We start from the raw sequence: 24,980 nt of genomic DNA, 5'->3' as shown, positions 1-24,980 counted from the left end.
CATTATTATTCAGGTAATTAGTTATAAGCATTAAATAATCTATTGTTTTCTATCGCAAATATTTGTTAAACCACGCAAGAGTACGTTCCCAGGCTAAATCAGCGGCAGCTTTATCATAACGGGGGGTCGAATCGTTGTGAAAGCCATGATTAACGCCGGGATAGATATAGGCTTCATAGACTTTCTTATTGGCCTTAAGCGCCGCTTCATAGGCAGGCCATCCCTCATTAATACGTGTGTCTAATTGCGCATAGTGCAGTAATAAAGGCGCGTTTATTTTGGGGACATCTGATGCAGGAACCTGCCGCCCATAAAAAGGCACCGCGCAGGCCAGTTCAGGGAAAGCTACAGCAGCGGCATTCGACACACCACCACCGTAGCAAAATCCGGTGATACCTACCTTTCCCGTCGTCCCTGAATAAGATTGCATAAATTCAATGGCGGCAAAAAAATCATTCATCAACTTTACGGGGTCAACCTGCTGCTGCAATTCCCGACCTTTATCATCATTGCCAGGATATCCCCCTACCGAACTTAATCCATCCGGCGCAAGTGCCATAAAGCCCGCCTTCGCCACCCGTCTCGCCACATCTTCAATATACGGATTCAGCCCACGATTCTCATGCACTACCACCACCGCCGGAACTTTCCCTGTCACCTTCGCAGGTTTAACTAAATATCCCCGCACATCACCATGCCCTTCAGGCGAAGGATAAGTAATATATTCCGCCAGAATATCGGGATCGGTAAATTCTACCTGCGTTGCGAGGGCATAATTGGGTTTCAATAAATTGAATAAAGCCAACGCCGTCATGCCACCCACTGCATATTTCGCTGCCAGATTGAGAAACTCGCGTTTCGTTATTTTGCCATGCGCGTAATAGTCATAGTAGTCGAGCAGTTCTTGCGGAAAATCTTTGGCAGTCAAACGCGGCATCGTCGCACTCCTGATTGGTGTTTTTTTTAAGCAAAGCACAGTGACCTGTTTTTGCCCAGTTTTTCATCTCAGTGTGACCTGGTGAACGGGATATTCACCGTGAACCCGCTAGAATAGAAACGTTGTTTCGAAATTCACCTGCACTAAGGAGATCTCATGGCCTGGTTTACCAATCCTGAACGTTACGAGCAGATGCTCTATCGCTACTGTGGGCGCAGCGGTTTGCGTTTACCCGCGCTATCGCTGGGTTTATGGCACAGTTTTGGGCACGTTCAGGCGCTGGATTCACAGCGCGCCCTGTTGCGTAAAGCATTTGATTTAGGCATCACGCATTTTGATTTAGCCAATAACTATGGGCCGCCACCAGGCAGCGCAGAAGAGAATTTTGGCCGATTACTGCGCGAGGATTTTGCATACTATCGCGATGAACTGATTATCTCCACCAAGGCAGGCTATGACATGTGGCCTGGGCCATACGGTTCTGGCGGTTCGCGCAAATACCTGCTCGCCAGCCTCGACCAGAGTCTGAAACGCATGGGTCTCGACTATGTCGATATCTTCTACTCTCACCGCGTTGACGAAAATACGCCAATGGAAGAGACCGCCTCGGCGCTGGCCCACGCCGTGCAAAGCGGTAAAGCGCTGTATGTCGGCATCTCATCCTATTCTCCGGAACGTACGCAGAAAATGGCCGAGTTGATGCGGGAATGGAAAATTCCATTGCTGATCCATCAGCCGTCTTACAACCTGCTTAACCGCTGGGTAGACAGCAGCGGCCTGCTGGATACGCTGGAATCCAACGGTATGGGCTGCATCGCATTTACGCCGCTGGCTCAGGGACTGCTGACGGGGAAATACCTTAACGGTATTCCGGAAGGTTCACGCATGCAGCGTGAAGGGAAAAAAGTTCGTGGGTTAACGGAAAACATGCTGACGGAAGAAAACCTTACCAGCCTGCGCTTGCTTAATGAGATGGCGCAACAGCGTGGACAGTCGATGGCACAAATGGCCTTAAGCTGGCTGCTAAAAGACAACAGGGTAACGTCGGTATTGATTGGCGCCAGTCGACCGGAGCAACTGGAAGAAAACGTTCAGGCGCTGGCGAATCTGACGTTCAGCGCCGAAGAACTGGCGCAGATCGATAAGCACGTCGCGGACGGTAAGCTGAACCTGTGGCAGGCCTCATCTGACAAATAACTGTAGGTAACACCGTGCCGGGTGGCGGCGTTAGCCTCCCCGGTACGTAATACGGGCCAGCCAGTCCCTCACACCTCTTCTGCTTTGATTTCTGGGCGCTGATATTCCGGCCACACCAGCGCGACAAGTGCAGGATAGGCTTCCAGGCTGAACTCCCTGAAGCACTGACGTAAGTTAAGCACGTCCAGATCGGCATGCGGGACTTTCTCGCCACTCAGGCAGCGTTTTTTAATATTGTCGTAATATTTATACACCGCAGAGTTAAGATCGCTGCAACGCCGCTGTGCATCAAATAGCCCTGGCGTCTCATTCAGCTCCACCATTGTCATCCGTTTGATCGTCGAGTGGATAAAATCGATATATTCGTGATTGACACGCCAATACCAAACCGGAGTAATCGAATTCATCAGTACCGAGAAATGATCTTCACCCTCTTCTTTACTCAGTATTTCCGGCTGGTTTTCAGCGTATCCATTTTCTGCATTACGGTTTTTATTTGCACTGCGCATCAACAAAAGTACCCCGCAGGTCAGCAATAGCAGGGTAATAACAGAATAAAATATACTGTTCATATACTGGCTCCATTTTTTTTGATTTTAAAATTACGCCATGCTATTGTCAACGCGGCATGGTTTATTTAAAACAACATATCATTGGCATCAAAGGATATTTCAACATGCTTCCCGAGCATCTTGTTCCCTCGCGTTTTCACTTATCCAGCTCACCTGACAATACCACCTCCACAGATAATAGTGAAAATTTGACTCAGGGGAAGATAACATTAAGCGATTACGAATCCGATATTTTGATTAGCTCTGCTGCTACCGGCCAGTCACGAAATATGCTATTTGAAGAGTGCGACCGCCATTTAAAAGAGCGCCTGTTTCGTGCAGCAAAAATTGAGTCATTCTCTCGCCTGCTCAATTCACTACAGGCAGAAGGCGACATTAATGCACAAGAATTAAGTAAAATTTTGACTCAAAAAACAGCCATCATAAATGAACAGGGCAACAAAATTTGGCTTAATTTAATTACCCGTGAAACCAGCGACCCTATTTTTTATTCTCTGGAAGAGAAATAAAATGAAAGATGTTGAGGATAATAATGTTTATTTGGCTTTAGATAACCATAAAAGCGATGAGTTTGTCTTAAAGCAAAATTTAGCCGTGTTGATTGCCAATAAAACCGCGACACTGGAAAGCGTTGCTCAGGAGATAGTCTCTATTCCCGCTGCACTGGTGCGGATGAAATGGCAAAATCGCCGTGAAATTTACTCGCTACAGGCTAAAGAAGAGATCTACGGTGCCGCGATCGAAGCCATTATGGAGCAGCAACCAGAACTGCGGGACAAAATCATGGCCCGACTGGAAAGCACCTACCAGCATATACTCGCGCGGGAAACGGCCACCTTACGCCTGACGCGAAAGCTGTCTGAAGGGAACTACGAACCCACCAGGATAACCACGGTCGCGTTAGATGAGAACAGATAAGAACAAGTGTGCGAGGGAGTTGAATCAGGAGAGACACGCCGGGTAAGGCGGCAACCATTACCCGGCAATGAGGAAGATTACTTCGCTTTCACAGTCTCTTCGCCAACCAGACCAATCTTCAGGAAGCCCGCCTGATGCAGCGTATCCATCACCTTCATCATGGTCTCATAATCAACGGTTTTATCTGCCCGGAAGAAAATCGTGGTGTCTTTCTTCCCGTCAGTTAACGCATTTAGCTCGTTAATCATGGTTTCATCCGTCACCTGATTGTTGCCAATAAACATACTCTTATCGGCTTTAACTGACAGGTAAACCGGTTTTTCCGGACGCGGCTGCGGCGTGCTGGTGGAGGCAGGGAGATTCACCTTCACATCTACGGTTGCCAACGGCGCGGCAACCATAAAGATGATCAATAAAACCAACATAACGTCGATAAACGGCGTCACGTTGATTTCATGCATTTCACCGTTATCGTCCAGGTTTTCATTAAAGCTCATAGCCATGGAACATTATCCTACACGTAATTTCTGCGCTGAACGTACCGGATGCGCGGACGCGCTTGCATTCAGGTCCAGATCGCGACTTTGCAGCAACAGCACCTGTGCCGCGACGTCGCCCAGCATCGCTTTATAGCTGCCAATCTGACGTGCGAAAATGTTGTAGATAACAACCGCTGGAATTGCTGCGACCAGACCGATTGCGGTCGCTAACAGCGCTTCTGCAATACCCGGCGCAACAACGGCGAGGTTGGTCGTTTGAGTTTGTGCAATCCCGATGAAGCTATTCATGATGCCCCATACGGTACCGAACAGACCGACGAATGGAGAGATAGCCCCGATGGTGGCCAGGTATCCGTTACCGCGGCCCATATGACGACCTACCGCCGCCACACGACGCTCCAGACGGAAGCCGGTACGCTCTTTAATGCCTTCGTTATCGTCGCTGCCTTCTGACAGTTCCAGCTCGTTCTGCGCTTCGTTAATCAACTGTGCGCCCAGGCTTTTGCCATCGAATCCTGCGGCAATTTCACTTGCCTGATCTAAAGAGCGGGCTTCCGCCAGCAGTTGCTGTTCACGCTTAAGGCGGCGTTTCTGAGTAAAGAACTCAAGGCTCTTACTAAAGAAGATAGCCCAGGTGACCACTGACGCCAAAATCAGCCCAATCATCACGCACTTAACCACGATATCGGCGTGCTGATACATACCCCAGACGGAAAGATCCGTCTGCATCAAATTATTACCCACTCTGTATCTCCAGGACGCAAATCACAAAATCTGAGCGTAATCATATCAAAACGACGTCGAATTGATAGTCGTTCTCATTACTATTTACATATTGCCGCACCTTTGGTTTCTTTTCCTTGCGCTTACGCAGTAAAAAAGTCACCAGAAGCATTTTGAGATTATTTTCTACTGTATGACCGTTCTGCAGGATGCGTCATCTTTGATTCATGGTAGTTTAGACATCCAGACGTATAAAAACAGGTAAGACAACATGGCAGATAAACAACTTGAAACCAAACTCGTTCACGCAGGACGCAGTAAAAAGTACACGCTGGGCTCGGTAAATAGCGTGATCCAGCGCGCTTCTTCGCTGGTATTTGACACCGTAGAGGCCAAAAAACAGGCCACGCACAACCGGGCGAACGGTGCGCTTTTCTATGGGCGTCGCGGAACCCTGACGCATTTCTCTCTGCAGGAAGCGATGTGCGAACTGGAAGGTGGTGCGGGTTGCGCGCTGTTCCCCTGCGGTGCGGCGGCCGTTGCCAACACCATCCTTGCCTTTGTGGAGCAAGGGGATCATGTGCTGATGACCAATACCGCCTATGAACCCAGTCAGGATTTCTGCACCAAAATTCTCGGCAAGCTCGGCGTGTCCACCGGCTGGTTCGATCCGCTGGTTGGCGCCGATATCGTTAAGCACATACAGCCGAACACGAAAGTCGTATTTCTGGAATCTCCCGGCTCTGTCACTATGGAAGTGCATGATGTTCCAGCTATTGTTGCCGCCGTCAGAAGCGTCGCGCCGGATGCAATCATCATGATTGATAACACCTGGGCTGCCGGGGTGCTGTTCAAAGCGTTGGATTTTGGCATTGATATCTCTATTCAGGCAGGCACCAAATATCTGATTGGTCATTCTGACGGCATGGTCGGCACGGCGGTATCTAATGCCCGCTGCTGGGATCAACTGCGCGAAAATGCCTATCTGATGGGGCAAATGCTGGACGCCGATACCGCCTATATGACCAGCCGTGGACTGCGTACGCTGAGCGTTCGCCTGCGTCAGCACCATGAAAGCAGCTTAAAGGTCGCCGAGTGGCTGGCCAGCCATCCGCAGGTCGCCCGCGTGAACCACCCGGCACTGCCCGGCAGTAAAGGGCATGAATTCTGGAAGCGTGATTTTACCGGCAGCAGCGGCCTGTTCTCCTTTGTATTGAATAAGAAGCTCAATAATGAGGAGCTTGCTGCGTATCTGGATCACTTCAGTCTGTTCAGTATGGCCTACTCCTGGGGCGGTTTTGAGTCGCTGATTCTCGCCAACCAGCCGGAACACATTGCGGCAATCCGTCCGCAAGGCGAGGTGGATTTCAGCGGAACGCTCATCCGTTTACATATCGGTTTAGAGAATGTTGACGATCTGATTGCCGATTTGGCCGCAGGATTTGCCCGAATCGAGTAAAATTGCCACAGATGGACATATATGCAGACACTTCTGGTGGAAAAGTCTGCAATTGTTGCGTCCGGGATCAAGGCATCCCGGGCAATTCAGGAGTACAATCCACACATAAATGCTGTTCCACAGGAAAGTCCATGGTAGTCATTCAAGATATTGTCTCCGCGCTCTGGCAACACGATTTTGCCGCACTGGCGGATCCGCACGTTGTGAGCGTGGTGTACTTCGTCATGTTCGCCACGCTGTTTTTAGAAAATGGCCTGCTGCCCGCCTCCTTTTTACCCGGAGACAGCCTGTTATTACTGGCAGGAGCGCTGATCGCTCAGGACGTGATGAGTTTTTTACCTACCATAGCTATTCTGACGGCCGCAGCCAGTCTGGGCTGCTGGCTGAGTTATATTCAGGGACGCTGGCTAGGCAACACGCGCACGGTGAAAGGCTGGTTGGCGCAATTACCGGAAAAATACCATCAGCGCGCGACCTGCATGTTTGACCAACACGGTCTGATGGCGCTGCTGGCAGGGCGTTTCCTGGCGTTTGTTCGCACCTTGCTGCCAACGATGGCGGGCATTTCAGGGCTTCCTAACCGTCGGTTCCAGTTTTTTAACTGGCTGAGTGGCCTGCTGTGGGTCACCGTCGTCACCAGTTTCGGCTATGCGCTGAGCATGATCCCGTTCGTTAAACGCCATGAAGATCAGGTGATGACCTTTCTAATGATCCTGCCGATTGCCCTGTTAACCGCAGGATTGTTGGGAACATTGTTCGTGGTGATTAAAAAAAAATACTGTAGCGCCTGAGTATTATCCGTAGCCGGGGTAATTCCCGGCATTATGCCTGATGGCGCGCGGTTTTAAGGCCTACAAGAAATCAACTCCCCTGCATCATACGAATTCTTGCCGCATCTTCCCCCGGCGTTACGCCAAAGAAACGTTTGAACTCCCGACTGAATTGCGATGCGCTCTCATAGCCAACGCGCATGGCAGCCGCACTGGCCTTCATCCCATCGTGAACCATCATCATCCGTGCTTTATGCAGGCGATAGCTCTTAAGATATTGCAGCGGCGACGTGCTGGTCACCGCTTTAAAATTATGATGAAACGCCGACACGCTCATGTTCGCCTCTGCCGCCAGCTGTTCTACATTGAGGTTTTCGGTGTACTTGGTTTCAATCCGCTTCAGTACCCGGCTTATCAAACTGAAATGCGTCTGGCGACTGACCAGCGCAAGTAACGCGCCGCCGCGCGGTCCGGTCAGCACATGGTAGAGGATCTCGCGAATAATCTGTTTCCCCAGGATGCGCGCATCCAGCGGTCGCTCCATCACATCCAGCAGGCGCTCAGCAGCGCAGAGAATTTCGTCAGAGAGCGTTGCAGAGTTAATCCCGCTGGCCGCCATGGCGGGCTGGAACAGTTCGTCTTCCCCAATGTCCATCAGCAGCTCCTGCAATTGCAGGATATCGACATTCAGATAAATACCGGCCAGAGGAACCTCTGGCGTCGCATAGGTTTCACATTCAAAGGGTAAAGGTACGGTTAGCAGCAGGTATTCGTTGGCGTCATAGCGAAATACGCGCTCATTGATGTAACCAATTTTATGTCCCGAAAAGAGAAATATGATGCCTGGCTGATACATGACCGGTGTACGAGCCGCCGGCTCCGTACCGTGTAGCAGGCGGACATCTGGCAGCAATTCGTTAAGTTTATTTTCATTGTTTTTCAGCTGCTTAATTTTATTTGTCAGCAGAAGACAGATCTCATCACGGTTCATGGGGCACCATTTCATCATCGGTTTTCGACCCTGACATAATGCGCAGATTTATCCGTTTTCTCCAGCAGTCTGTAGAAATGGGCAAGACATCGGCAGAAATGAGCATTGAGAGCAACGCGGCGGGCGACCACAATGTTCATCATCCGGCAGACACTCACCTGCCCTCTTTTATTACCCACCAAAGGGAACGAGCAATGAACAACTTTAATCTCCATACCCCAACACGTATTTTGTTTGGTAAAGGCGCGATTGCTGAGCTGCGCGATCAAATTCCTCAGGACGCTCGCGTACTGGTTACCTACGGCGGCGGCAGCGTGAAAAAAACTGGCGTCCTGGCACAGGTTCAGGACGCGCTGAAAGGCCTGGATGTGCTGGAGTTTGGCGGTATCGAGCCAAACCCGTCTTACGAAACACTGATGAACGCAGTAAAAATCGTGCGTGATGAGAAAGTGACGTTTCTGCTGGCGGTAGGTGGCGGTTCAGTGCTGGACGGCACCAAATTCATCGCGGCAGCTGCACAGTACGCTGACGGCATCGATCCATGGCGCATTCTGGAAACCCATGGCAACGACGTAACAAGCGCCATCCCGATGGGATCCGTATTAACCCTGCCTGCAACCGGCTCTGAATCTAACTCCGGCGCGGTAATTTCGCGTAAAACCACCGGCGATAAACTGGCCTTTATGACCCCGTTTGTGCAGCCAGTGTTTGCCGTTCTGGATCCGGTTTACACCTACACCCTGCCGCCGCGTCAGGTTGCAAACGGCGTTGTGGATGCTTTTGTTCATACCGTGGAACAGTATGTGACTTATCCGGTAGACGGGAAAATTCAGGATCGCTTTGCCGAAGGCATTCTGCTCACGCTGGTAGAAGAAGGTCCGAAAGCCTTGCAGGAGCCGGAAAACTACAACGTGCGTGCGAACGTCATGTGGGCGGCAACCCAGGCGCTGAACGGCCTGATTGGCGCAGGCGTACCGCAGGACTGGGCAACGCATATGCTGGGCCATGAACTGACCGCAATGCACGGTCTGGATCATGCTCAAACGCTGGCCATCGTTCTGCCAGCACTGTGGAATGAAAAACGTGATACCAAGCGTGCCAAACTGCTGCAATACGCAGAGCGTATCTGGAATATCACCGAAGGTTCCGACGACCAGCGCATCGACGCCGCCATTGCCGCTACCCGCGCTTTCTTCGAACAAATGGGCGTACCCACTCGCCTGTCTGACTATGGCCTGGACGGTAGCTCCATCCCGGCATTGCTGGAAAAACTGGAAGCACACGGTGGTACGCAACTGGGCGAACATCAGGACATTACGCTTGAAGTCAGCCGTCGGATTTACGAAGCTGCCCGCTAAGGTTTTTTAACCTCCGCCTTTCGTTTTTGGGTATTTATACCAGGCTTAAGTCACACCTAACTCACCGGGGGCTGCCCCGGTGAACTCAATTTACACCCAATCATTCATGAGGCATCGAGGCGGCAATTAAGTGAATCCCCGGGAGCGTACATAAGTACGTGACCGGGGTAAACGCAAGCAGCCAACAAAGAGGCAGCCTGAAGGATTAAGTGTGGGGGGGAATTATGACCGGTCCAACCATTATCAAGCTACAGGATGGTAACGTCATGCCACAACTGGGCCTGGGGGTCTGGAAGGCAAGCAACGAAGAAGTCATCACCGCCATTCATAAAGCGCTGGAAGTGGGGTATCGCTCAATTGATACCGCTGCGGCGTACAAAAACGAAGAAGGTGTCGGCAAAGCAATACGCGATGCTGGCGTACCACGGGACGAGTTATTCATCACCACCAAGCTGTGGAATGATGACCAAAAACGCCCCCGGGAAGCCTTGCTCGAAAGCATGGAAAAACTCCAGCTTGATTACCTCGATCTGTACCTGATGCACTGGCCGGTTCCGGCGATCGACCACTACGTTGAAGCGTGGGAAAACATGATCGACCTGCAAAAAGAAGGGCTGATTAAGAGCATCGGCGTGTGCAACTTTCAGATCAATCATCTCCAGCGGTTGATGGATGAAACCGGCGTACCTCCGGTGATTAACCAGATCGAACTTCATCCGCTTATGCAACAACGCCAACTGCACGCCTGGAACGCAACGCATAAAATCCAGACCGAATCCTGGAGCCCGCTGGCGCAGGGCGGCAAAGACGTCTTTGATCAAAAGATCATCCGTGACCTCGCTGAGAAATATGGCAAATCACCGGCGCAGATTGTCATCCGCTGGCATCTGGATAGCGGGCTGGTGGTGATTCCAAAATCGGTCACCCCTGCGCGTATCGCAGAAAACTTTAACGTCTGGGACTTCCGCCTGGATAAAGACGAATTAGGCGAAATCGCGAAACTCGATCAGGGCAAACGTCTGGGGCCAGACCCGGATCAGTTCGGCGGTTAACCCCTTCCTCCAGCCCGACACTCTCGTCGGGCCTTTACTGATTTGAAATATCAGGAAACAATTCACACACATATATTGATGTATTTCTTGCAGTCGCTGGAGCAGCATTACGCAACATAACCTGTTAATTATTAAATAAATATATTTATTTGATGAATATATTCACCATATCTATAGGTGCGTAAACGTGACTGAGAAAAAAAGTAGCGGAGTCAAATGGCTCCCATTAATTCTTATAATATTCATTTCTGCCGGACTGTGGCAGCTTACTCCACCTTCCGGGCTAAGTGCGCCAGCCTGGCATTCGGCAATCATTTTCGTCGCGACTATTGCCTCTATCGTGGCAAAAGTTTTACCCATCGGCGCGGTCGGCATTATTGGGATTACGGTTTTTGCACTCGCCTATGCTGCCGGGGATAAAACCGCCAGCGGCGCTATCACCACAGCACTGAGTGAGCTGAACAGTTCACTTATCTGGCTTATCGTCGTGGCTTTTATGATTGCCCGCGGGTTTATCAAAACCGGCCTCGGACGACGCATTGCGCTGCAGATGATCCGTCTGCTCGGCAAGCGCACGCTGGGACTCGCCTATGGTCTGGCCTTTGCCGATCTGATCCTCTCCCCGGCAATGCCGAGTAATACAGCACGCTGCGGCGGCGTCATCTATCCGATTGCTGACTCTCTGGCACGCAGTTTCCATTCGAACCCGGAAGATGAGTCCCGCAGTAAAATCGGTACCTTTCTTATCACCTGTATTGGCAACGTCAACGACGTCACCGCCGCGCTCTTTATGACCGGCTATACCGGCAACCTGTTGGCGGTGAAGCTGGCGGCCAATGCGGGCGTCACGCTGACCTGGGGCGGCTGGTTTATGGCGGCGCTGCTGCCATGCCTGGTGTCCTTACTGCTGGTTCCACTGCTGGTCTACTGGATCGTGCGCCCGGAAATTAAACACACGCCGGATGCCCCTAACCTGGCGCGCAAAGAGCTGGCGGAAATGGGCAGTATGTCTCGCGGCGAATGGCTGATGCTGGCTACCGTCGGCGTGCTGCTGGTGCTGTGGATTTTTGGCGATACGTTAGGCGTCGACGCCACCACTGCTTCGTTCGTGGGACTGTCCATTTTATTGCTAAGCGGCGTTCTGAGCTGGGAAGATGTGAAGAGCGAGAAAGGCGCATGGGACACACTGATTTGGTTTGCCGCGCTGTTGATGATGGCGAACCAGCTGAAAAAACTGGGCTTCACCACCTGGTTTGGCAATCTGATCGGCGATAGCCTGAGCAGTACTATGCACGGTACCAGTTGGGTGATCGTCCTGCTGCTGTTGAACGCCGCCTACTTCTATACCCACTACTTTTTTGCCAGCGGTAATGCACAGATTGCCGCGCTGTACGCCGTTTTCCTTGGTGTCGGTCTGCATCTGAATATTCCCGCAGCCCCCACGGCATTAATGCTGGCCTTCACCAGCAGTTTGTACTGCTCGCTCACCCAGTACACCCACGCTCGCGGTCCAATCCTGTTTGGTGCCGGGTACGTTCCAACGGGCGTCTGGTGGCGTACAGGATTTATCATCAGCTTGTTTAACCAGGCGGTGTTTATCACCGTGGGTCTGATGTGGTGGAAGGTGTTGGGTCTGTACTAAACTGACTGCGTCCTGACGAATCACCTTACCTGCGGAGAAAAGGAATGACCTGTATTTTCTGTCAAATAGTTGAAGGTAAAGCACCCTGCCATAAGGTCTGGGAAGACGAGCATCATCTGGCTTTTCTGTCGATTTTCCCGAACACCGACGGTTTTACCGTGGTGATCCCGAAAAAGCATTATCCCAGCTATGCCTTCGATATGCCGCCGCAGGCACTGGCTGATCTGATGCTGGCGACCCAAAAAGTGGCTAAGAAACTGGATAAGGCTTTCCCGGATGTCAGTCGTACGGGGATGTTCTTCGAAGGTTTCGGCGTAGACCATGTGCACAGCAAATTAAGCCCCATGCATGGCACTGGCGATCTAACCCACTGGAAACCGATTGAAGCGCGGCAGAACAAATTTTTCGAGCAGTATGAAGGATATCTTTCGTCACACGATCATGAACGGGCGGATGATGCAAAACTGGCCGCATTAGCGGCCAGAATTCGTGAAGCATAAATACTGAGTCTCTCTGCCGGATGGTGGTTCAAGCACCTTATCCGGCCTACAAAACTGTGCTATTCGTAGGCCTGATAAGCATTTACCGGGCAAGGCAGATTAGCGCCCTGCCACTTTCCCGCGTTTTTTGTTTGCGGCTGGCGTCTGGCGCTGATGCGCCACCGGTGTGTGCTTGGTCAATGCCGGGCGAGTATAACGGTTCTGGCGACGCGCTTCTCGCATCTCTTCCAGCGTAGGCGCCGGGACCAGACATTCGCGACGACCGCCGATCAGATGCTTTTTACCCATATCTTCCAGCGCCTGGCGGATTAACGGCCAGTTGGCTGGATCGTGGTAACGCAGCAGGGCTTTATGCAAACGACGCTGCTTATCACCTTTCGGCACCACCACATCTTCACTCTTATAACCAATTTTACCCAGCGGGTTTTTCCCGGTGTAATACATGGTTGTGGAGTTCGCCAACGGTGATGGATAGAAGTTCTGCACCTGATCCAGACGGAAACGACGTTGCTTCAACCACAACGCCAGATTCACCATATCTTCATCACGCGTGCCCGGGTGCGCGGAAATAAAGTACGGGATCAGGTACTGCTCTTTACCCGCTTGTTTAGAGTAGGTATCGAACAATTCCTTAAAGCGATCGTAGCTGCCCATCCCCGGCTTCATCATCTTCGACAGCGGGCCTTCTTCGGTATGCTCTGGCGCAATCTTCAGATAGCCGCCAACGTGGTGGGTCGCCAGTTCTTTGATATAGCGCGGGTCTTCAACCGCGATGTCATAACGCACGCCCGAAGCGATGAGGATCTTTTTAATGCCTTTCAAATCACGCGCACGACGATAAAGGTTAATCGTCGGTTCGTGGTTGGTGTCCATATGCGGACAGATATCCGGGTAGACGCATGACAGACGACGGCAGGTCTGCTCCGCGCGCGGTGACTTACAGCGCAGCATATACATGTTCGCCGTTGGGCCGCCGAGGTCGGAAATCACGCCGGTAAAACCTGGAACGGTGTCGCGAATGGCTTCGATTTCATTGATGATCGAGTCTTCAGAGCGGCTCTGGATGATGCGACCTTCGTGCTCGGTGATCGAACAGAACGAACAGCCGCCAAAGCAGCCACGCATAATGTTGATCGAGAAACGGATCATCTCATAGGCCGGAATGCGGCTGTCGCCATACGCCGGATGCGGCACGCGTTTGTACGGCAGCGCAAAGACGCTATCCATCTCTTCGGTAGAGAGCGGAATGGCTGGCGGGTTGATCCAGATGTAGCGATCGCCGTGCTTTTGCATCAGCGCACGCGCGCAGCCTGGGTTGGTTTCGTGGTGCAGGATACGCGACGCATGCGCATACAGCACTTTATCGCCCTTCACTTTTTCGAAGGACGGCAGCAGCACGTAGGTTTTTTCCCACGGTTTCGGGCGCGGCGGCTGTACGGTTACCGCTTTCGCTTCCTGCTTTTTCGGTGCGACCGGCTTGTTGTCAGCACACGGCAGATCTTCACCATACGGATGCGGGATCGGGTCAATCTTACCCGGCGTGTCGAGGCGCGTGGAATCCACCCCACTCCAGCCCGGCAGCGCTTCTTTAACCATAATCGCAGTGTTACGCACGTCGCGGATCTGATCGATGGTTTCGCCCATCGCCAGACGATGCGCCACTTCCACCAGCGGACGTTCGCCGTTGCCGAACATCAGCATGTCGGCTTTGGAATCCACCAGAACAGAGCGACGAACGGTATCGGACCAGTAGTCATAGTGCGCGGTACGGCGCAGGCTGGCCTCAATACCGCCGAGAATAACCGGCACATCTTTCCATGCTTCTTTACAGCGCTGGGTATAGACCAGCGTGGCGCGGTCCGGACGTTTGCCCGCAACGTTGTCCGGTGTGTAGGCATCGTCATGGCGCAGTCGGCGATCGGCGGTGTAACGGTTGATCATCGAGTCCATGTTGCCTGCGGTCACACCAAAGAACAGGTTCGGTTTACCCAAACGCATAAAATCGTCTTTGTTGTTCCACTCCGGCTGGGCGATAATCCCTACGCGAAAGCCTTGTGCTTCCAGCATACGTCCGCAAATTGCCATGCCAAAGCTGGGATGATCGACGTATGCATCGCCGGTAACCAGAATGATGTCGCAGCTATCCCAGCCAAGTTGGTCCATTTCGTCGCGTGACATCGGCAAAAACGGTGCCGGGCCAAAACAGGCAGCCCAGTACTGCGGCCAGGAGAAAAGGTCTCTGTCCGGCTGGATCAGGGATATTGCGCTCATAATGCTTCCAAAAATGGTAAAAAAATAATCAAAGGCCGAGGATTATACGCTGTATGTCGGCAAGAAATGAAGTGGAGTCTGAACCAGACCAGTAGAAAGTTATATAAATTGTTAAATTTTACGACGATCATTTTTATCAATCATAATTAACACCATGCCAGCCAGCTGAGATAACTCTTTTTCGGCGGGGGATTTTTCATTGCGACTCAACGATTCACTGCATATTTCCCAGTTACGGGTTGTTGTTCACCTGTGCGGATTTCTGGTTCTTCTCTACAGCTTTTCTATGCTGCCGCCGATGCTCATCGCTTTGTTAAACAAAGAGCGGAGCTTGTTCGCTTTTTTCAGCACGTTTATGACTTTCTTCACCCTCGGCGGCGGGGCGTGGTTGGCAACCAAACATGCGGGGATTCAACTGCGTACCCGGGATGGTTTCGTCATTATCGTCCTGTTCTGGCTGTTGTTTTCGTTTATCAGCGCGATGCCGATGTGGATGGACGATGGCTTAAACCTCTCTTTTGCGGATGCCCTGTTTGAAGGAGTTTCTGGGATTACCACTACAGGCGCAACGGTGATTGATGACGTCAGCGCCTTGCCGAAGTCGTATCTGTACTATCGGGCTCAGCTCAATTTTATTGGCGGTCTGGGTGTTATCGTCCTCGCCGTGGCGGTATTGCCGCTGCTGGGTATTGGTGGCATGAAGCTGTATCAGTCTGAAATGCCGGGCCCTTTTAAAGAAGAACGCCTCACGCCAAGACTTGCTGATACTGCACGCACGCTGTGGATGACCTATGTCATTCTGGGTCTTATTTGTACTCTGGCCTACTGGGCTGCCGGGATGTCGTTTTTCGACGCCTTATGCCACGGGCTGTCGACGGTCTCTCTCGGCGGATTTTCCACTCGCAGCGAGAGCATCGGCTTTTATAACAGCCATGCCATTGAGCTTGTCGCCGGGATATTTTCACTGCTGTCTGCGTTTAACTTCACCCTCTGGTACGTTGCTATCGTGAAACGTACCTTCAAACCCTTTCGTCGTAATGCCGAATTGCGTTTCTTTTTGCTTATTGCGTTGGTGGTCACTCTGATCGCCACCTGGCAAGTTTGGCGGGCAGGCATGTACGGATTAACGGACAGCCTGGTGCATGCTTTTTTTCTGGCCAGTTCGATGCTGACAGATAATGGCCTGTCGACGGCGGATTACGCGCAGTGGCCTTCGCACACGATCTTCATGCTGCTCAGCGCCAGTTTCTTCGGCGGTTGTGTGGGATCGACCTGCGGGGGGATTAAGGTGCTACGCTTTTTGATTATGTTCAAGCAGTGCCGTCAGGAGTTACACCAGCTCGCGCACCCTCGCGCCCTGCTGAATATCAAAGTGGGCAATAGCGTGGTAAGCGACCGGGTGGTGCGTTCGGTATGGAGCTTTTTCTTTCTCTACGTTTTGTTCACCAGCTTTTTTATCTGGGCGCTCAATCTGATGGGCTACGATCTCTTCTCCTCTTTCGCCACCGTCGCCGCCTGCATCAACAATATGGGGCTAGGATTTGGCGTCACCGCCACGACATTTGGCACCTTAAACGAGGAAGCAAAGCTACTGATGTGCGCGGCCATGATCATGGGGCGTCTGGAGATTTACCCCATTCTGATCCTGTTCTCGCGCATGTTCTGGCGGGCGTAACGAATACCCCGGCGCATTACGGCGCCGGGTTCACCAACATCTGTCCGATTGAGCCACGATCCGCCATTTCCAGCGTCTGGCTATTAAAGTAGAACGGGAAATGGGCCCAGGAAGGCTGTCCGTAATAAACCAGTAATTCAACCTGGCCATCAACCCAGACAGTATCTTTCCAGCCTCTGTCTTCCGGGAACGGCATCGCACCATTCACATTACGGATCAGGAACGAAACACCTTCAATATGGAAGGACTGGGGCATATCCGCCCGCACCGTCCAGCGCTCCCAGGAGCCCTGCTGGGCAGTAATATCCATACGATTGACGTCCCACAGCTGACCGTTGATGCCAGGATCGTCGTCCAGGCTGATATCACGGCTGCGAATCGGCGAACCGCTGAGGATTTCCGTTGGCAGCAGGCGCATTGGCAGGCTATCGGTCACCAGCGGCAGAAGGCCCGTTGGACGCAGAGTCAGCACCAGCGTGGAGATGAGAATACTGGAAGGCTCAAAGAACCCGCGGATCCTGTCGACAATACTGGCCGCCTCACCACAGGTGATAGAGACCTCATTACCGTTCGTCATATCCACCAGGATCTCACGACGCTCGCCCGGAGCCAACGAGAGCTGCTTCACCGAAACAGGCGCAGGTAAAAAACCCTGATCGCCGGAAATCACATGCAGCGCACGGCCATCGCTCATTTGCAGCTGGTAACGACGCGAGTTTGAAGCGTTCAGCAAACGCAAGCGCACCCAGCCGCGGGAGACTTCGACATACGGGCTTTGCGCCCCATTGACCAGCAGCGTATCACCGACAAAGCCACCGCTGCCGGGCTCGCTGTATTCCGGCGTGCCAAAGTTGTCCAGCCGCTTGTCCTGGATAATGACCGGAAAATCATCCACGCCATAGTGGTTGGGAATAGACAGTGATTTACTCACTTCATCTTCAACCAGCCACATCCCGGCAAGACCGTTATAGACCTGCTGAGCAGTACGATTTGGCGTATTAGCGTGATACCACAACGTGGCGGCATTCTGGCGAATCGGTAGCACCGGCGCCCAGTCAGCATTCGGGGACATCATGCGCGCCGGGCCGCCCATCAGCGGGCCTGGTACCTGCAACCCGGCGACAGTCATCGAGACATTTTCAGTCAGACGGTTGCTGTAGATAAGCTTGACGTCATCCCCTTTCCAGACACGGATTGTCGGTCCCAGATAGCGGCCGTTAATTCCCCATACAGGTGCGCGCGTGCCTTGCGTAAAGGACCAGTGCGCACGTTGCAGCGTCATAAATAGCGGCTGCCCCCGGCGGGACTCCAGCAGCGGAGGCACGGGTAACGGTTGTTGCTGACCGGCAGCATTAGCCTTCAGCGGAACAGCACCTGCACACAGTGCGATCCCCGATGCCTGAATGAACTGACGCCGACTGAATGACATATAAACTCCATAAAAAACTGGCTATTAACACGCAGGAAGTCATTTCCTGTAAAAAACCCGAATTGCGCGGATTAAACCTTACCGGCGGCTTCCCGCTCAGCAACTTCTTTATCGAGTTCTGCGATTTTTTGTTCCATCAGCGTGCGGCAATGCGCTGCCAGTTCACGAACCTGATCTTTCCCAAAGTGGCTAATATCCACCGGTGGCAACATCTCGACAATTGCCAGACCATTATTGAGTCGATTGAGTTTTATCTTGTTCGAGGTTGTGGAAACGCACACCGGAATGACCGGGACACCAGCAGCAATCGCTGCATGGAACGCGCCGGTTTTAAACGGCAGCAGACCGCGACCACGGCTACGCGTTCCTTCCGGGAACATCCAGATAGAAATGCGGCGTTTTTTGAAATGATTCACCACGGCAGCAATGGTGCTGTGCGCTTTAGCGCGGTTGTTTCTGTCAATCAACAGGTTACCGGTTAACCAGTACAGCTGCCCGAAGAAAGGGATCCACAGCAGGCTTTTTTTACCTACCGTCACCGTCGGCGGCTGAACGATATTCGCAGCGGTAACCATGTCATAGTTGTTCTGATGGTTACAAATATAGATAGCATTACCATAGTTCTGCGCGTCTGCCGGCATGCGGCACTCGACCTTCAGGCCATAAAGGGGAGCCAGGCGGCCAAACATATGACCGAACGTTGCAACGTGTTTTGGATTTCGTGGGCTGAACAGACAGTATATGCAACCGAAAATACAGACCAGAATGCAGTAAATAACAGTAATGATTAAACGAAAAATATATAGCATAACAACCTCTAAGGCCTAAGAGCCTGGCATTTTACGTCACCTGATTCATCACGCGGTATCAGGTTAGGGCTTTGTTAAGGGCGGCTCTCTGGAAAAGCGTATTGTTAATCGCAACGCACGAATAAACAACGGTTTCACGGGAATTTTTAACGTTGGCTCTCCCTGGGCTTTAACAGGGAGAGCCGGACGGTAGCGTTATTCTTCGCTGTCGCCGTGACTGGCGCGTCGAGGCGAGTCAATCTCAATGCTGTCGATACGCTGCAGACCACGCATTAGCGTGCCGCGACGGCCGCGCTCTCCGGTCACTTTCTGCAACTCTTCAGGACGCAGTTTGATTTTGCGCTTACCGACGTGGATGGTCAGCGTGCTCTGCGGCGGCAGCACGTAAAGTTGCGCCAGGCCATCCTCGCCTTTCGCCGCTTCCGCTGAAGGGATATTAATGATCTTGTTCCCTTTGCCTTTCGACAACTGCGGTAAATCGCTCACCGGGAACATCAACATGCGGCCAGCCTGAGTAATAGCCAGTAGCATGTCGGTTTCATCTTCAATCACCACCGGCTGCATCACGCGCGCATTTTCTGGCAGCGTAATCAATGCCTTACCCGCACGGTTACGTGCGACCAGGTCATTGAAGGTACAGACAAAACCGTAGCCCGCATCGGAGGCCATCAGCAGTTTCTGATCGTCGCCTTCCATCAGCATGTGCTCAACCGTCGCGCCTGGCGGCAGCGTGAGCTTCCCGGTCAGCGGTTCACCCTGACCGCGCGCCGACGGCAGCGTAATCGGGTCGATGGCATAGCTGCGTCCGGTCGAGTCCACGAACACCACCGGCTGGTTGCTCTTACCCTTCACTGCCGACTTAAAGCTGTCGCCCGCTTTATAGCTTAATCCTGGCGCATCGATGTCGTGGCCTTTGGCGCTACGCACCCAGCCACTCTGGGACAACACAATGGTAACCGGCTCAGATGGCAGCATGTCGTGCTCGCTCATCGCCTTCGCTTCTTCACGTTCCTGCAACGGAGAGCGACGATCGTCGCCATAGGCATCTGCATCGGCCTGCAGCTCTTTCTTCAGCAGGTTACTCATTTTACGTTCGGAAGCCAGAATGGCCTGCAACTGATCGCGCTCTTTCGCCAGCTCATCCTGCTCACCGCGGATTTTCATCTCTTCGAGTTTGGCAAGGTGGCGCAATTTCAGCTCAAGGATGGCTTCAGCCTGGGTTTCAGAAATGCCAAACCGCGACATCAGCTCAGGCTTAGGTTCATCTTCATGACGAATAATTTCGATGACTTCGTCAATGTTGAGGAACGCCACCAGCAAACCTTCAAGGATGTGCAGGCGCTTGAGCACTTTTTCCAGACGATAATTCAGGCGGCGACGTACGGTATCGCGGCGGAACGCCAGCCATTCGGTGAGGATCTCCAGCAGGTTTTTCACCGCCGGACGACCATCAAGACCAATCATGTTCAGGTTGATACGGTAGCTCTTTTCCAGATCGGTAGTGGCAAACAGGTGGTTCATCACCTGCTCCATATCCACACGATTAGAGCGCGGGACAATCACCAGACGGGTCGGGTTTTCGTGATCCGATTCGTCGCGCAGGTCGTCTACCATCGGCAGCTTTTTATTGCGCATTTGAGCAGCGATCTGCTCCAGCACTTTTGCCCCGGAAACCTGATGCGGCAGCGCGGAAATCACCACCGCGCCGTCTTCTTTCGTCCATACCGCGCGCATACGTACGGAGCCGCGTCCGTTTTCGTAAATCTTACGAATTTCCGCGCGCGAAGTAATAATCTCCGCTTCGGTCGGGTAATCCGGCCCTTGTACGATATCCAGCAACTGATCCAGCGTCGTTTTCGGCTGCTCAATCAGAGTTATCGCTGCTTTTGCCACTTCACGCAGGTTATGTGGCGGAATGTCCGTTGCCATACCAACGGCAATACCGGTCGTGCCGTTCAGCAGAATATTTGGCAGACGCGCAGGCAGCATCTTCGGCTCCTGCATGGTGCCGTCGAAGTTTGGCACCCAGTCCGACGTTCCCTGACCGAGTTCGCCCAGCAGGACTTCCGCATATTTAGACAGACGGGATTCGGTATAACGCATCGCCGCGAAGGATTTCGGATCGTCCGGTGCCCCCCAGTTCCCCTGCCCGTCAACCAGCGGGTAACGGTAAGAGAACGGCTGCGCCATCAGCACCATCGCTTCATAGCAGGCTATGTCGCCGTGCGGATGGTATTTACCCAGCACGTCACCGACGGTACGGGCGGATTTTTTAAATTTGGCGCTGGCATTCAGCCCCAGTTCGGACATCGCGTATACGATGCGACGCTGAACGGGTTTCAAACCATCGCCAATAAACGGCAACGCCCTGTCCATGATGACGTACATGGAATAGTTCAGATAGGCGTTTTCCGTGAATTCATGCAGCGCCAGGCGCTCTGCCATATCGCTCATTAATCGTGGTTCCTCAACTTTGTACCCCTCTATTGAAGGGCAATATTGCCGCAGATACTACCCTATCTGGCGTGTTGAGTCACAAAGAAAAGGGCCGCGAATGCGGCCCTGATGGGGATTACTTAGCAACTTTGGTAATCTGTTTTACGTCGATTTCAACGGAGTTCCAGTCTTTATCCACTTCACCCTGGATTTCAACCACATCCTGCGGTGTGACGGTTACGCCGTTCCAGCGCTTGTGGTCGATATCCACATTAACCGTGCCGGTCGCATCTTTAAACACGTACAGGTCGTCGGAAATACGCTCAACGATGTTCCCGCGCAGGGTAACCCAGGTGTCATCACGCAGTGATTTGGCACTTTCTACCGTCGTGCTGCTACCGTTAGGGCCGACAAATCCGCCATTTTGGCTCTGCGTGGTGGTTGTCGTTGGCCCAGAGAAGCCGCCCTGCTGAGCTGCCAGCACAGGTGCGGAACACAGTGCCATTACGGCAACCATTGCAGCTAATTTTTTCATCGTCATGTCTCCCTTTCATGTTGGTTTACGACTATTAAATAAATTAATCCTTAACAAGTTCTTAAGGCAAAAAAAGATACTTTTTTTGCTGTACAGAGACTGTAGCCACAGGTTTACTGACTGCAAATGAGTTATCGCAGGGATGAACATATGCGTATTTTACTGATCGAAGATGACACGTTGATTGGCGATGGCCTGAAAACAGGTCTGAGTAAAATGGGTTTCAGCATCGACTGGTTTACCGAAGGTCGCCAAGGGAAAGAAGCACTCTACAGCGCACCTTATGATGCGGTAATCCTCGACCTGACGCTGCCAGGCATAGACGGACGGGACATTTTGCGCGAATGGCGAGCCAACGGAAAGCAGGAGCCTGTGCTGATTCTGACCGCTCGCGACGCGCTGGCAGAACGCGTTGAAGGCCTGCGCCTGGGCGCAGATGACTATCTGTGCAAACCCTTTGCGCTGATCGAAGTTGCCGCCAGACTGGAGGCACTGGTACGTCGTGCCAGCGGCCAGGCCAGCAACACATTGTGCCATGGCCAGGTAACGCTCGATCCCGGCGCGCTGGTCGCCACGGCGGCGGGTGAACCTTTGTCACTCAAACCTAAAGAGTTCGCGCTGCTGGAACTGCTAATGCGCAACAAAGGTCGCGTCCTGCCCCGCAAACTGATTGAAGAAAAACTGTATACCTGGGACGAAAATGTCTCCAGCAATGCGGTTGAGGTCCACGTCCATCACTTACGCCGTAAGCTCGGCAGCGACTTTATCCGTACCGTGCATGGCATTGGCTATACCCTGGGTGGCGCATGAAACTCACACAACGCCTCAGTCTGCGAGTCAGGCTAACGCTTATTTTTCTGATTCTGGCATCAGCAACCTGGGCCGTATCCAGTTTTGTGGCCTGGAGGCAGACTACCGATAATGTCGATGAGCTGTTTGATACGCAGCTGATGCTGTTCGCCAAGCGGCTTAGCACGCTGGATATCAGCGATGTCACCACCTCAAGCAATATGGCCCGCACGCCAAAAAAACTGAAACATGGCCATATTGATGACGACGCACTGGCGTTCGCCATCTACTCCACCGACGGCAAAATGGTGCTACACGATGGCGACAATGGCCAGGATATTCCCTACAGCTACAGCCGGGAGGGGTTTAGCGACGGCCAACTCAGGGGCGACAACGATTCCTGGCGCTTCCTGTGGCTGAATTCCGCTGATGGAAAATATCGCATTGTGGTGGGCCAGGAGTGGGAATACCGGGAGGATATGGCGCTTTCGATCCTTACCGCACAGTTAACCCCGTGGCTGGTTGCGCTGCCGCTGATGTTGCTGATCCTGGTGGTCATGCTGAGTCGCGAACTCAGGCCGCTAAAAAAACTGGCGCAAGCTCTGCGCTGGCGCGCCCCGGAGTCAGAAGAACCGCTCGACCCGAAAGGTGTGCCAAGCGAAGTGCGCCCGCTGGTTGAGTCGCTTAATCAGCTGTTTACCCGCATCCACTCTATGATGGTCCGCGAACGGCGCTTTACCTCTGACGCCGCTCACGAACTGCGCAGTCCGTTGACCGCGCTGAAGGTGCAAACCGAAGTGGTGCAACTGTCAGACGACGACCCGCAAACGCGGGAAAAAGCGCTGGTGCAGCTGCATGCGGGAATTGAACGCGCCACGCGACTGGTCGATCAGCTCCTGACGCTTTCGCGCCTCGACTCCCTCGATAATCTTCAGGATGTGGCAGAAATCTCGCTGGAGGAGCTACTGCAATCCGCGGTGATGGATATCTACCACCCGGCCCAGCAGGCGCATATTGACGTACGTTTGCAGATTAACGCACACAATATCACGCGCACAGGACAGCCGCTTTTGCTGAGCCTGATGGTACGAAATCTGCTGGATAATGCCATTCGCTACAGTCCGCAGGGGAGCATTGTGGAAGTGACGCTCAACGCCCGTAACTTCAGCGTCAAAGATAACGGTCCTGGCGTTGCGCCAGAGGTACTTACACACATCGGTGAACGCTTTTATCGTCCACCGGGACAAAGCGTGACCGGCAGCGGTCTCGGTCTGTCGATTGTCCGTCGTATCGCAACACTGCATGGAATGTCAGCCTCGTTCGGCAACGCTCCGGAAGGTGGCTTTGAAGCAAAAGTCAGTTGGTAATCGCGTTATTGTTGCTCATATAGCAAAAGACTTTGCACATTTTGCTAATTTCACCGCACCGCTGGTGGGAGTAAAATCGTCCTCAAACGTATTTCCTTGAGGACACAAAATGAGCAACATTCTGATTATCAACGGGGCGAAAAAATTCGGCCATTCTAATGGTCAACTGAATGACACCCTGACCGAGGTCGCGGACGGTATCCTGCGCGACCTCGGGCATGATGTTAAAGTCGTACGCGCAGACAGCGATTATGACGTAAAAGCAGAAGTGCAGAATTTCGTCTGGGCCGATGCGGTTATCTGGCAGATGCCTGGCTGGTGGATGGGCGCACCGTGGACCGTGAAAAAATACATCGATGACGTGTTTACCGAAGGTCACGGTACGCTGTACGCCAGCGACGGCCGCACACGTTCAGATGCTTCTAAAAAATACGGCTCCGGCGGGCTGATTCAGGGCAAAAAATACATGCTGTCCCTGACCTGGAACGCACCGATGGAAGCCTTCACTGAAAAAGACCAGTTCTTCCATGGCGTTGGCGTTGATGGCGTCTATCTCCCGTTCCATAAAGCAAACCAGTTCCTGGGAATGGAAGCGCTGCCGACCTTTATCACCAATGACGTGATTAAAATGCCGGACGTCCCGCGTTATATCGCAGAATATCGCAAGCATCTGACCGAAATTTTTGGTTAACTGGTAACCTGGAATTAGAAGGAGTTAACCATGCTTACCGTTATTGCAGAAATCCGTACACGTCCAGGTCAACATCACCGCCAGGCGGTACTGGATCAGTTTGCCAAAATCGTTCCGACCGTACTGAAAGAAGAAGGCTGCCACGGCTATGCGCCGATGGTGGATCATGCCGCAGGTGTGAGTTTTCAGACTACAGCACCAGATTCAATCGTGATGGTTGAGCAGTGGGAAAGCATCGCGCATCTTGAAGCGCATTTGCAGACCCCGCATATGAAAGCCTACAGCGAAGCCGTGAAAGGTGACGTGCTGGACATGAATATTCGTATTCTGGAGTCGGGCATTTAAGATTGTCGATTTGC

24 protein-coding genes are annotated in these 24,980 nt (G+C 52.5%); 14 read left to right on the top strand and 10 right to left on the bottom strand.

Annotated elements, in window-relative coordinates:
* Positions 1-49: 49 nt before the first annotated feature.
* Positions 50-937, bottom strand: coding sequence for a YghX family hydrolase (yghX, locus tag GHC22_RS03650; RefSeq protein ID WP_079934127.1), 888 nt, complete (start codon positions 935-937; stop codon positions 50-52).
* Between the two features lie 156 nt (positions 938-1,093).
* Between yghX and GHC22_RS03645 the strand changes: the two genes are divergently transcribed.
* On the top strand, positions 1,094-2,134 hold the full coding sequence (locus GHC22_RS03645) for an aldo/keto reductase (protein WP_153752248.1): 1,041 nt from the start codon (positions 1,094-1,096) through the stop codon (positions 2,132-2,134).
* A 68-nt stretch (positions 2,135-2,202) separates the two neighbouring features.
* Here the strand turns inward: GHC22_RS03645 and GHC22_RS03640 are convergent, their stop codons facing one another.
* Positions 2,203-2,706: an ESA_00282 family adhesion-associated protein gene (locus GHC22_RS03640; protein ID WP_008785809.1), complete on the bottom strand. Its 504-nt coding sequence runs from the start codon at positions 2,704-2,706 to the stop codon at positions 2,203-2,205.
* A 104-nt stretch (positions 2,707-2,810) separates the two neighbouring features.
* On the opposite strand from GHC22_RS03640, the gene GHC22_RS03635 reads away from it, so the two are divergent.
* Positions 2,811-3,215, top strand: coding sequence for a hypothetical protein (locus tag GHC22_RS03635; RefSeq protein ID WP_008785810.1), 405 nt, complete (start codon positions 2,811-2,813; stop codon positions 3,213-3,215).
* Position 3,216: 1 nt separating this feature from the next.
* The gene (locus GHC22_RS03630) at positions 3,217-3,624 is read left to right on the top strand and encodes a hypothetical protein (protein WP_057068268.1); all 408 of its coding nucleotides are present in this window, start codon (positions 3,217-3,219) and stop codon (positions 3,622-3,624) included.
* Between the two features lie 77 nt (positions 3,625-3,701).
* Here the strand turns inward: GHC22_RS03630 and exbD are convergent, their stop codons facing one another.
* A complete protein-coding gene (gene exbD, locus GHC22_RS03625) occupies positions 3,702-4,127 on the bottom strand; it encodes a TonB system transport protein ExbD (protein ID WP_008785812.1) in 426 nt (141 codons plus the stop codon).
* Positions 4,128-4,133: 6 nt separating this feature from the next.
* Positions 4,134-4,868 carry a tol-pal system-associated acyl-CoA thioesterase gene (gene exbB, locus GHC22_RS03620; protein ID WP_032945006.1) on the bottom strand — a complete coding sequence of 245 codons (735 nt, stop codon included), beginning with the start codon at positions 4,866-4,868 and terminating at the stop codon, positions 4,134-4,136.
* 250 nt (positions 4,869-5,118) lie between these two features.
* Between exbB and metC the strand changes: the two genes are divergently transcribed.
* Together metC and yghB are read left to right on the top strand one after the other, a co-directional pair.
* Positions 5,119-6,306, top strand: a complete 1,188-nt coding sequence (gene metC, locus GHC22_RS03615; RefSeq protein WP_032945009.1) for a cystathionine beta-lyase — start codon at positions 5,119-5,121, stop codon at positions 6,304-6,306.
* Positions 6,307-6,437: 131 nt separating this feature from the next.
* Positions 6,438-7,097: a DedA family general envelope maintenance protein YghB gene (gene yghB / locus GHC22_RS03610; RefSeq protein ID WP_003024510.1), complete on the top strand. Its 660-nt coding sequence runs from the start codon at positions 6,438-6,440 to the stop codon at positions 7,095-7,097.
* 70 nt (positions 7,098-7,167) lie between these two features.
* On the opposite strand, the gene GHC22_RS03605 is transcribed toward yghB, so the two are convergent.
* On the bottom strand, positions 7,168-8,067 hold the full coding sequence (locus GHC22_RS03605; protein WP_153752246.1) for an AraC family transcriptional regulator: 900 nt from the start codon (positions 8,065-8,067) through the stop codon (positions 7,168-7,170).
* Positions 8,068-8,261: 194 nt separating this feature from the next.
* Between GHC22_RS03605 and yqhD the strand changes: the two genes are divergently transcribed.
* The 4 genes from yqhD (at position 8,262) to GHC22_RS03585 (ending at position 12,619) form a co-directional block, all read left to right on the top strand.
* Positions 8,262-9,425 (top strand): alcohol dehydrogenase, encoded by a 1,164-nt coding sequence (gene yqhD, locus GHC22_RS03600; protein ID WP_048215537.1) that lies wholly within the window; start codon positions 8,262-8,264, stop codon positions 9,423-9,425.
* 224 nt (positions 9,426-9,649) lie between these two features.
* Positions 9,650-10,477, top strand: a complete 828-nt coding sequence (gene dkgA / locus GHC22_RS03595) for a 2,5-didehydrogluconate reductase DkgA (protein WP_008785816.1) — start codon at positions 9,650-9,652, stop codon at positions 10,475-10,477.
* A gap of 187 nt (positions 10,478-10,664) precedes the next feature.
* The gene (locus tag GHC22_RS03590; protein ID WP_003828381.1) at positions 10,665-12,119 is read left to right on the top strand and encodes a DASS family sodium-coupled anion symporter; all 1,455 of its coding nucleotides are present in this window, start codon (positions 10,665-10,667) and stop codon (positions 12,117-12,119) included.
* Between the two features lie 44 nt (positions 12,120-12,163).
* Positions 12,164-12,619 (top strand): HIT family protein, encoded by a 456-nt coding sequence (locus tag GHC22_RS03585; RefSeq protein ID WP_008785817.1) that lies wholly within the window; start codon positions 12,164-12,166, stop codon positions 12,617-12,619.
* A 99-nt stretch (positions 12,620-12,718) separates the two neighbouring features.
* Here GHC22_RS03585 and GHC22_RS03580 read toward each other — a convergent pair whose 3' ends face one another.
* Entirely contained in the window at positions 12,719-14,890 is a 2,172-nt protein-coding gene (locus GHC22_RS03580) for a YgiQ family radical SAM protein (RefSeq protein WP_111464931.1), read from the bottom strand.
* A gap of 199 nt (positions 14,891-15,089) precedes the next feature.
* Between GHC22_RS03580 and GHC22_RS03575 the strand changes: the two genes are divergently transcribed.
* Complete coding sequence (locus GHC22_RS03575) at positions 15,090-16,565, top strand: TrkH family potassium uptake protein (protein WP_020996330.1); 1,476 nt, start codon at positions 15,090-15,092, stop codon at positions 16,563-16,565.
* Between the two features lie 16 nt (positions 16,566-16,581).
* On the opposite strand, the gene ftsP is transcribed toward GHC22_RS03575, so the two are convergent.
* The 4 genes from ftsP to GHC22_RS03555 form a co-directional block, all read right to left on the bottom strand.
* Positions 16,582-17,994: a cell division protein FtsP gene (ftsP, locus tag GHC22_RS03570; protein ID WP_008785819.1), complete on the bottom strand. Its 1,413-nt coding sequence runs from the start codon at positions 17,992-17,994 to the stop codon at positions 16,582-16,584.
* Between the two features lie 71 nt (positions 17,995-18,065).
* Positions 18,066-18,803, bottom strand: coding sequence for a 1-acylglycerol-3-phosphate O-acyltransferase (gene plsC, locus GHC22_RS03565; protein ID WP_043017631.1), 738 nt, complete (start codon positions 18,801-18,803; stop codon positions 18,066-18,068).
* Between the two features lie 195 nt (positions 18,804-18,998).
* Positions 18,999-21,257 carry a DNA topoisomerase IV subunit A gene (gene parC, locus GHC22_RS03560; RefSeq protein ID WP_057068261.1) on the bottom strand — a complete coding sequence of 753 codons (2,259 nt, stop codon included), beginning with the start codon at positions 21,255-21,257 and terminating at the stop codon, positions 18,999-19,001.
* Between the two features lie 118 nt (positions 21,258-21,375).
* A complete protein-coding gene (locus tag GHC22_RS03555) occupies positions 21,376-21,774 on the bottom strand; it encodes a YgiW/YdeI family stress tolerance OB fold protein (RefSeq protein ID WP_003024544.1) in 399 nt (132 codons plus the stop codon).
* 150 nt (positions 21,775-21,924) lie between these two features.
* Between GHC22_RS03555 and qseB the strand changes: the two genes are divergently transcribed.
* The 4 genes from qseB (at position 21,925) to GHC22_RS03535 (ending at position 24,966) form a co-directional block, all read left to right on the top strand.
* Positions 21,925-22,584: a quorum sensing response regulator transcription factor QseB gene (gene qseB, locus GHC22_RS03550; protein WP_048225546.1), complete on the top strand. Its 660-nt coding sequence runs from the start codon at positions 21,925-21,927 to the stop codon at positions 22,582-22,584.
* Positions 22,581-23,930, top strand: coding sequence for a quorum sensing histidine kinase QseC (gene qseC, locus GHC22_RS03545; RefSeq protein ID WP_048225549.1), 1,350 nt, complete (start codon positions 22,581-22,583; stop codon positions 23,928-23,930). Before qseB ends, qseC begins: the two co-directional genes overlap by 4 nt.
* A gap of 109 nt (positions 23,931-24,039) precedes the next feature.
* On the top strand, positions 24,040-24,621 hold the full coding sequence (locus tag GHC22_RS03540) for an NAD(P)H-dependent oxidoreductase (RefSeq protein WP_003828397.1): 582 nt from the start codon (positions 24,040-24,042) through the stop codon (positions 24,619-24,621).
* Between the two features lie 30 nt (positions 24,622-24,651).
* Positions 24,652-24,966 carry a putative quinol monooxygenase gene (locus GHC22_RS03535; protein WP_003024557.1) on the top strand — a complete coding sequence of 105 codons (315 nt, stop codon included), beginning with the start codon at positions 24,652-24,654 and terminating at the stop codon, positions 24,964-24,966.
* Positions 24,967-24,980 lie beyond the last annotated feature (14 nt).

The sequence above is a fragment of the Citrobacter sp. H12-3-2 genome (assembly GCF_009649895.1).
In the GTDB taxonomy this organism is placed as follows: domain Bacteria; phylum Pseudomonadota; class Gammaproteobacteria; order Enterobacterales; family Enterobacteriaceae; genus Citrobacter; species Citrobacter portucalensis.
Note: the sequence above shows the minus strand (reverse complement) of the source record. Positions and strands in the feature narration are given on the sequence as shown.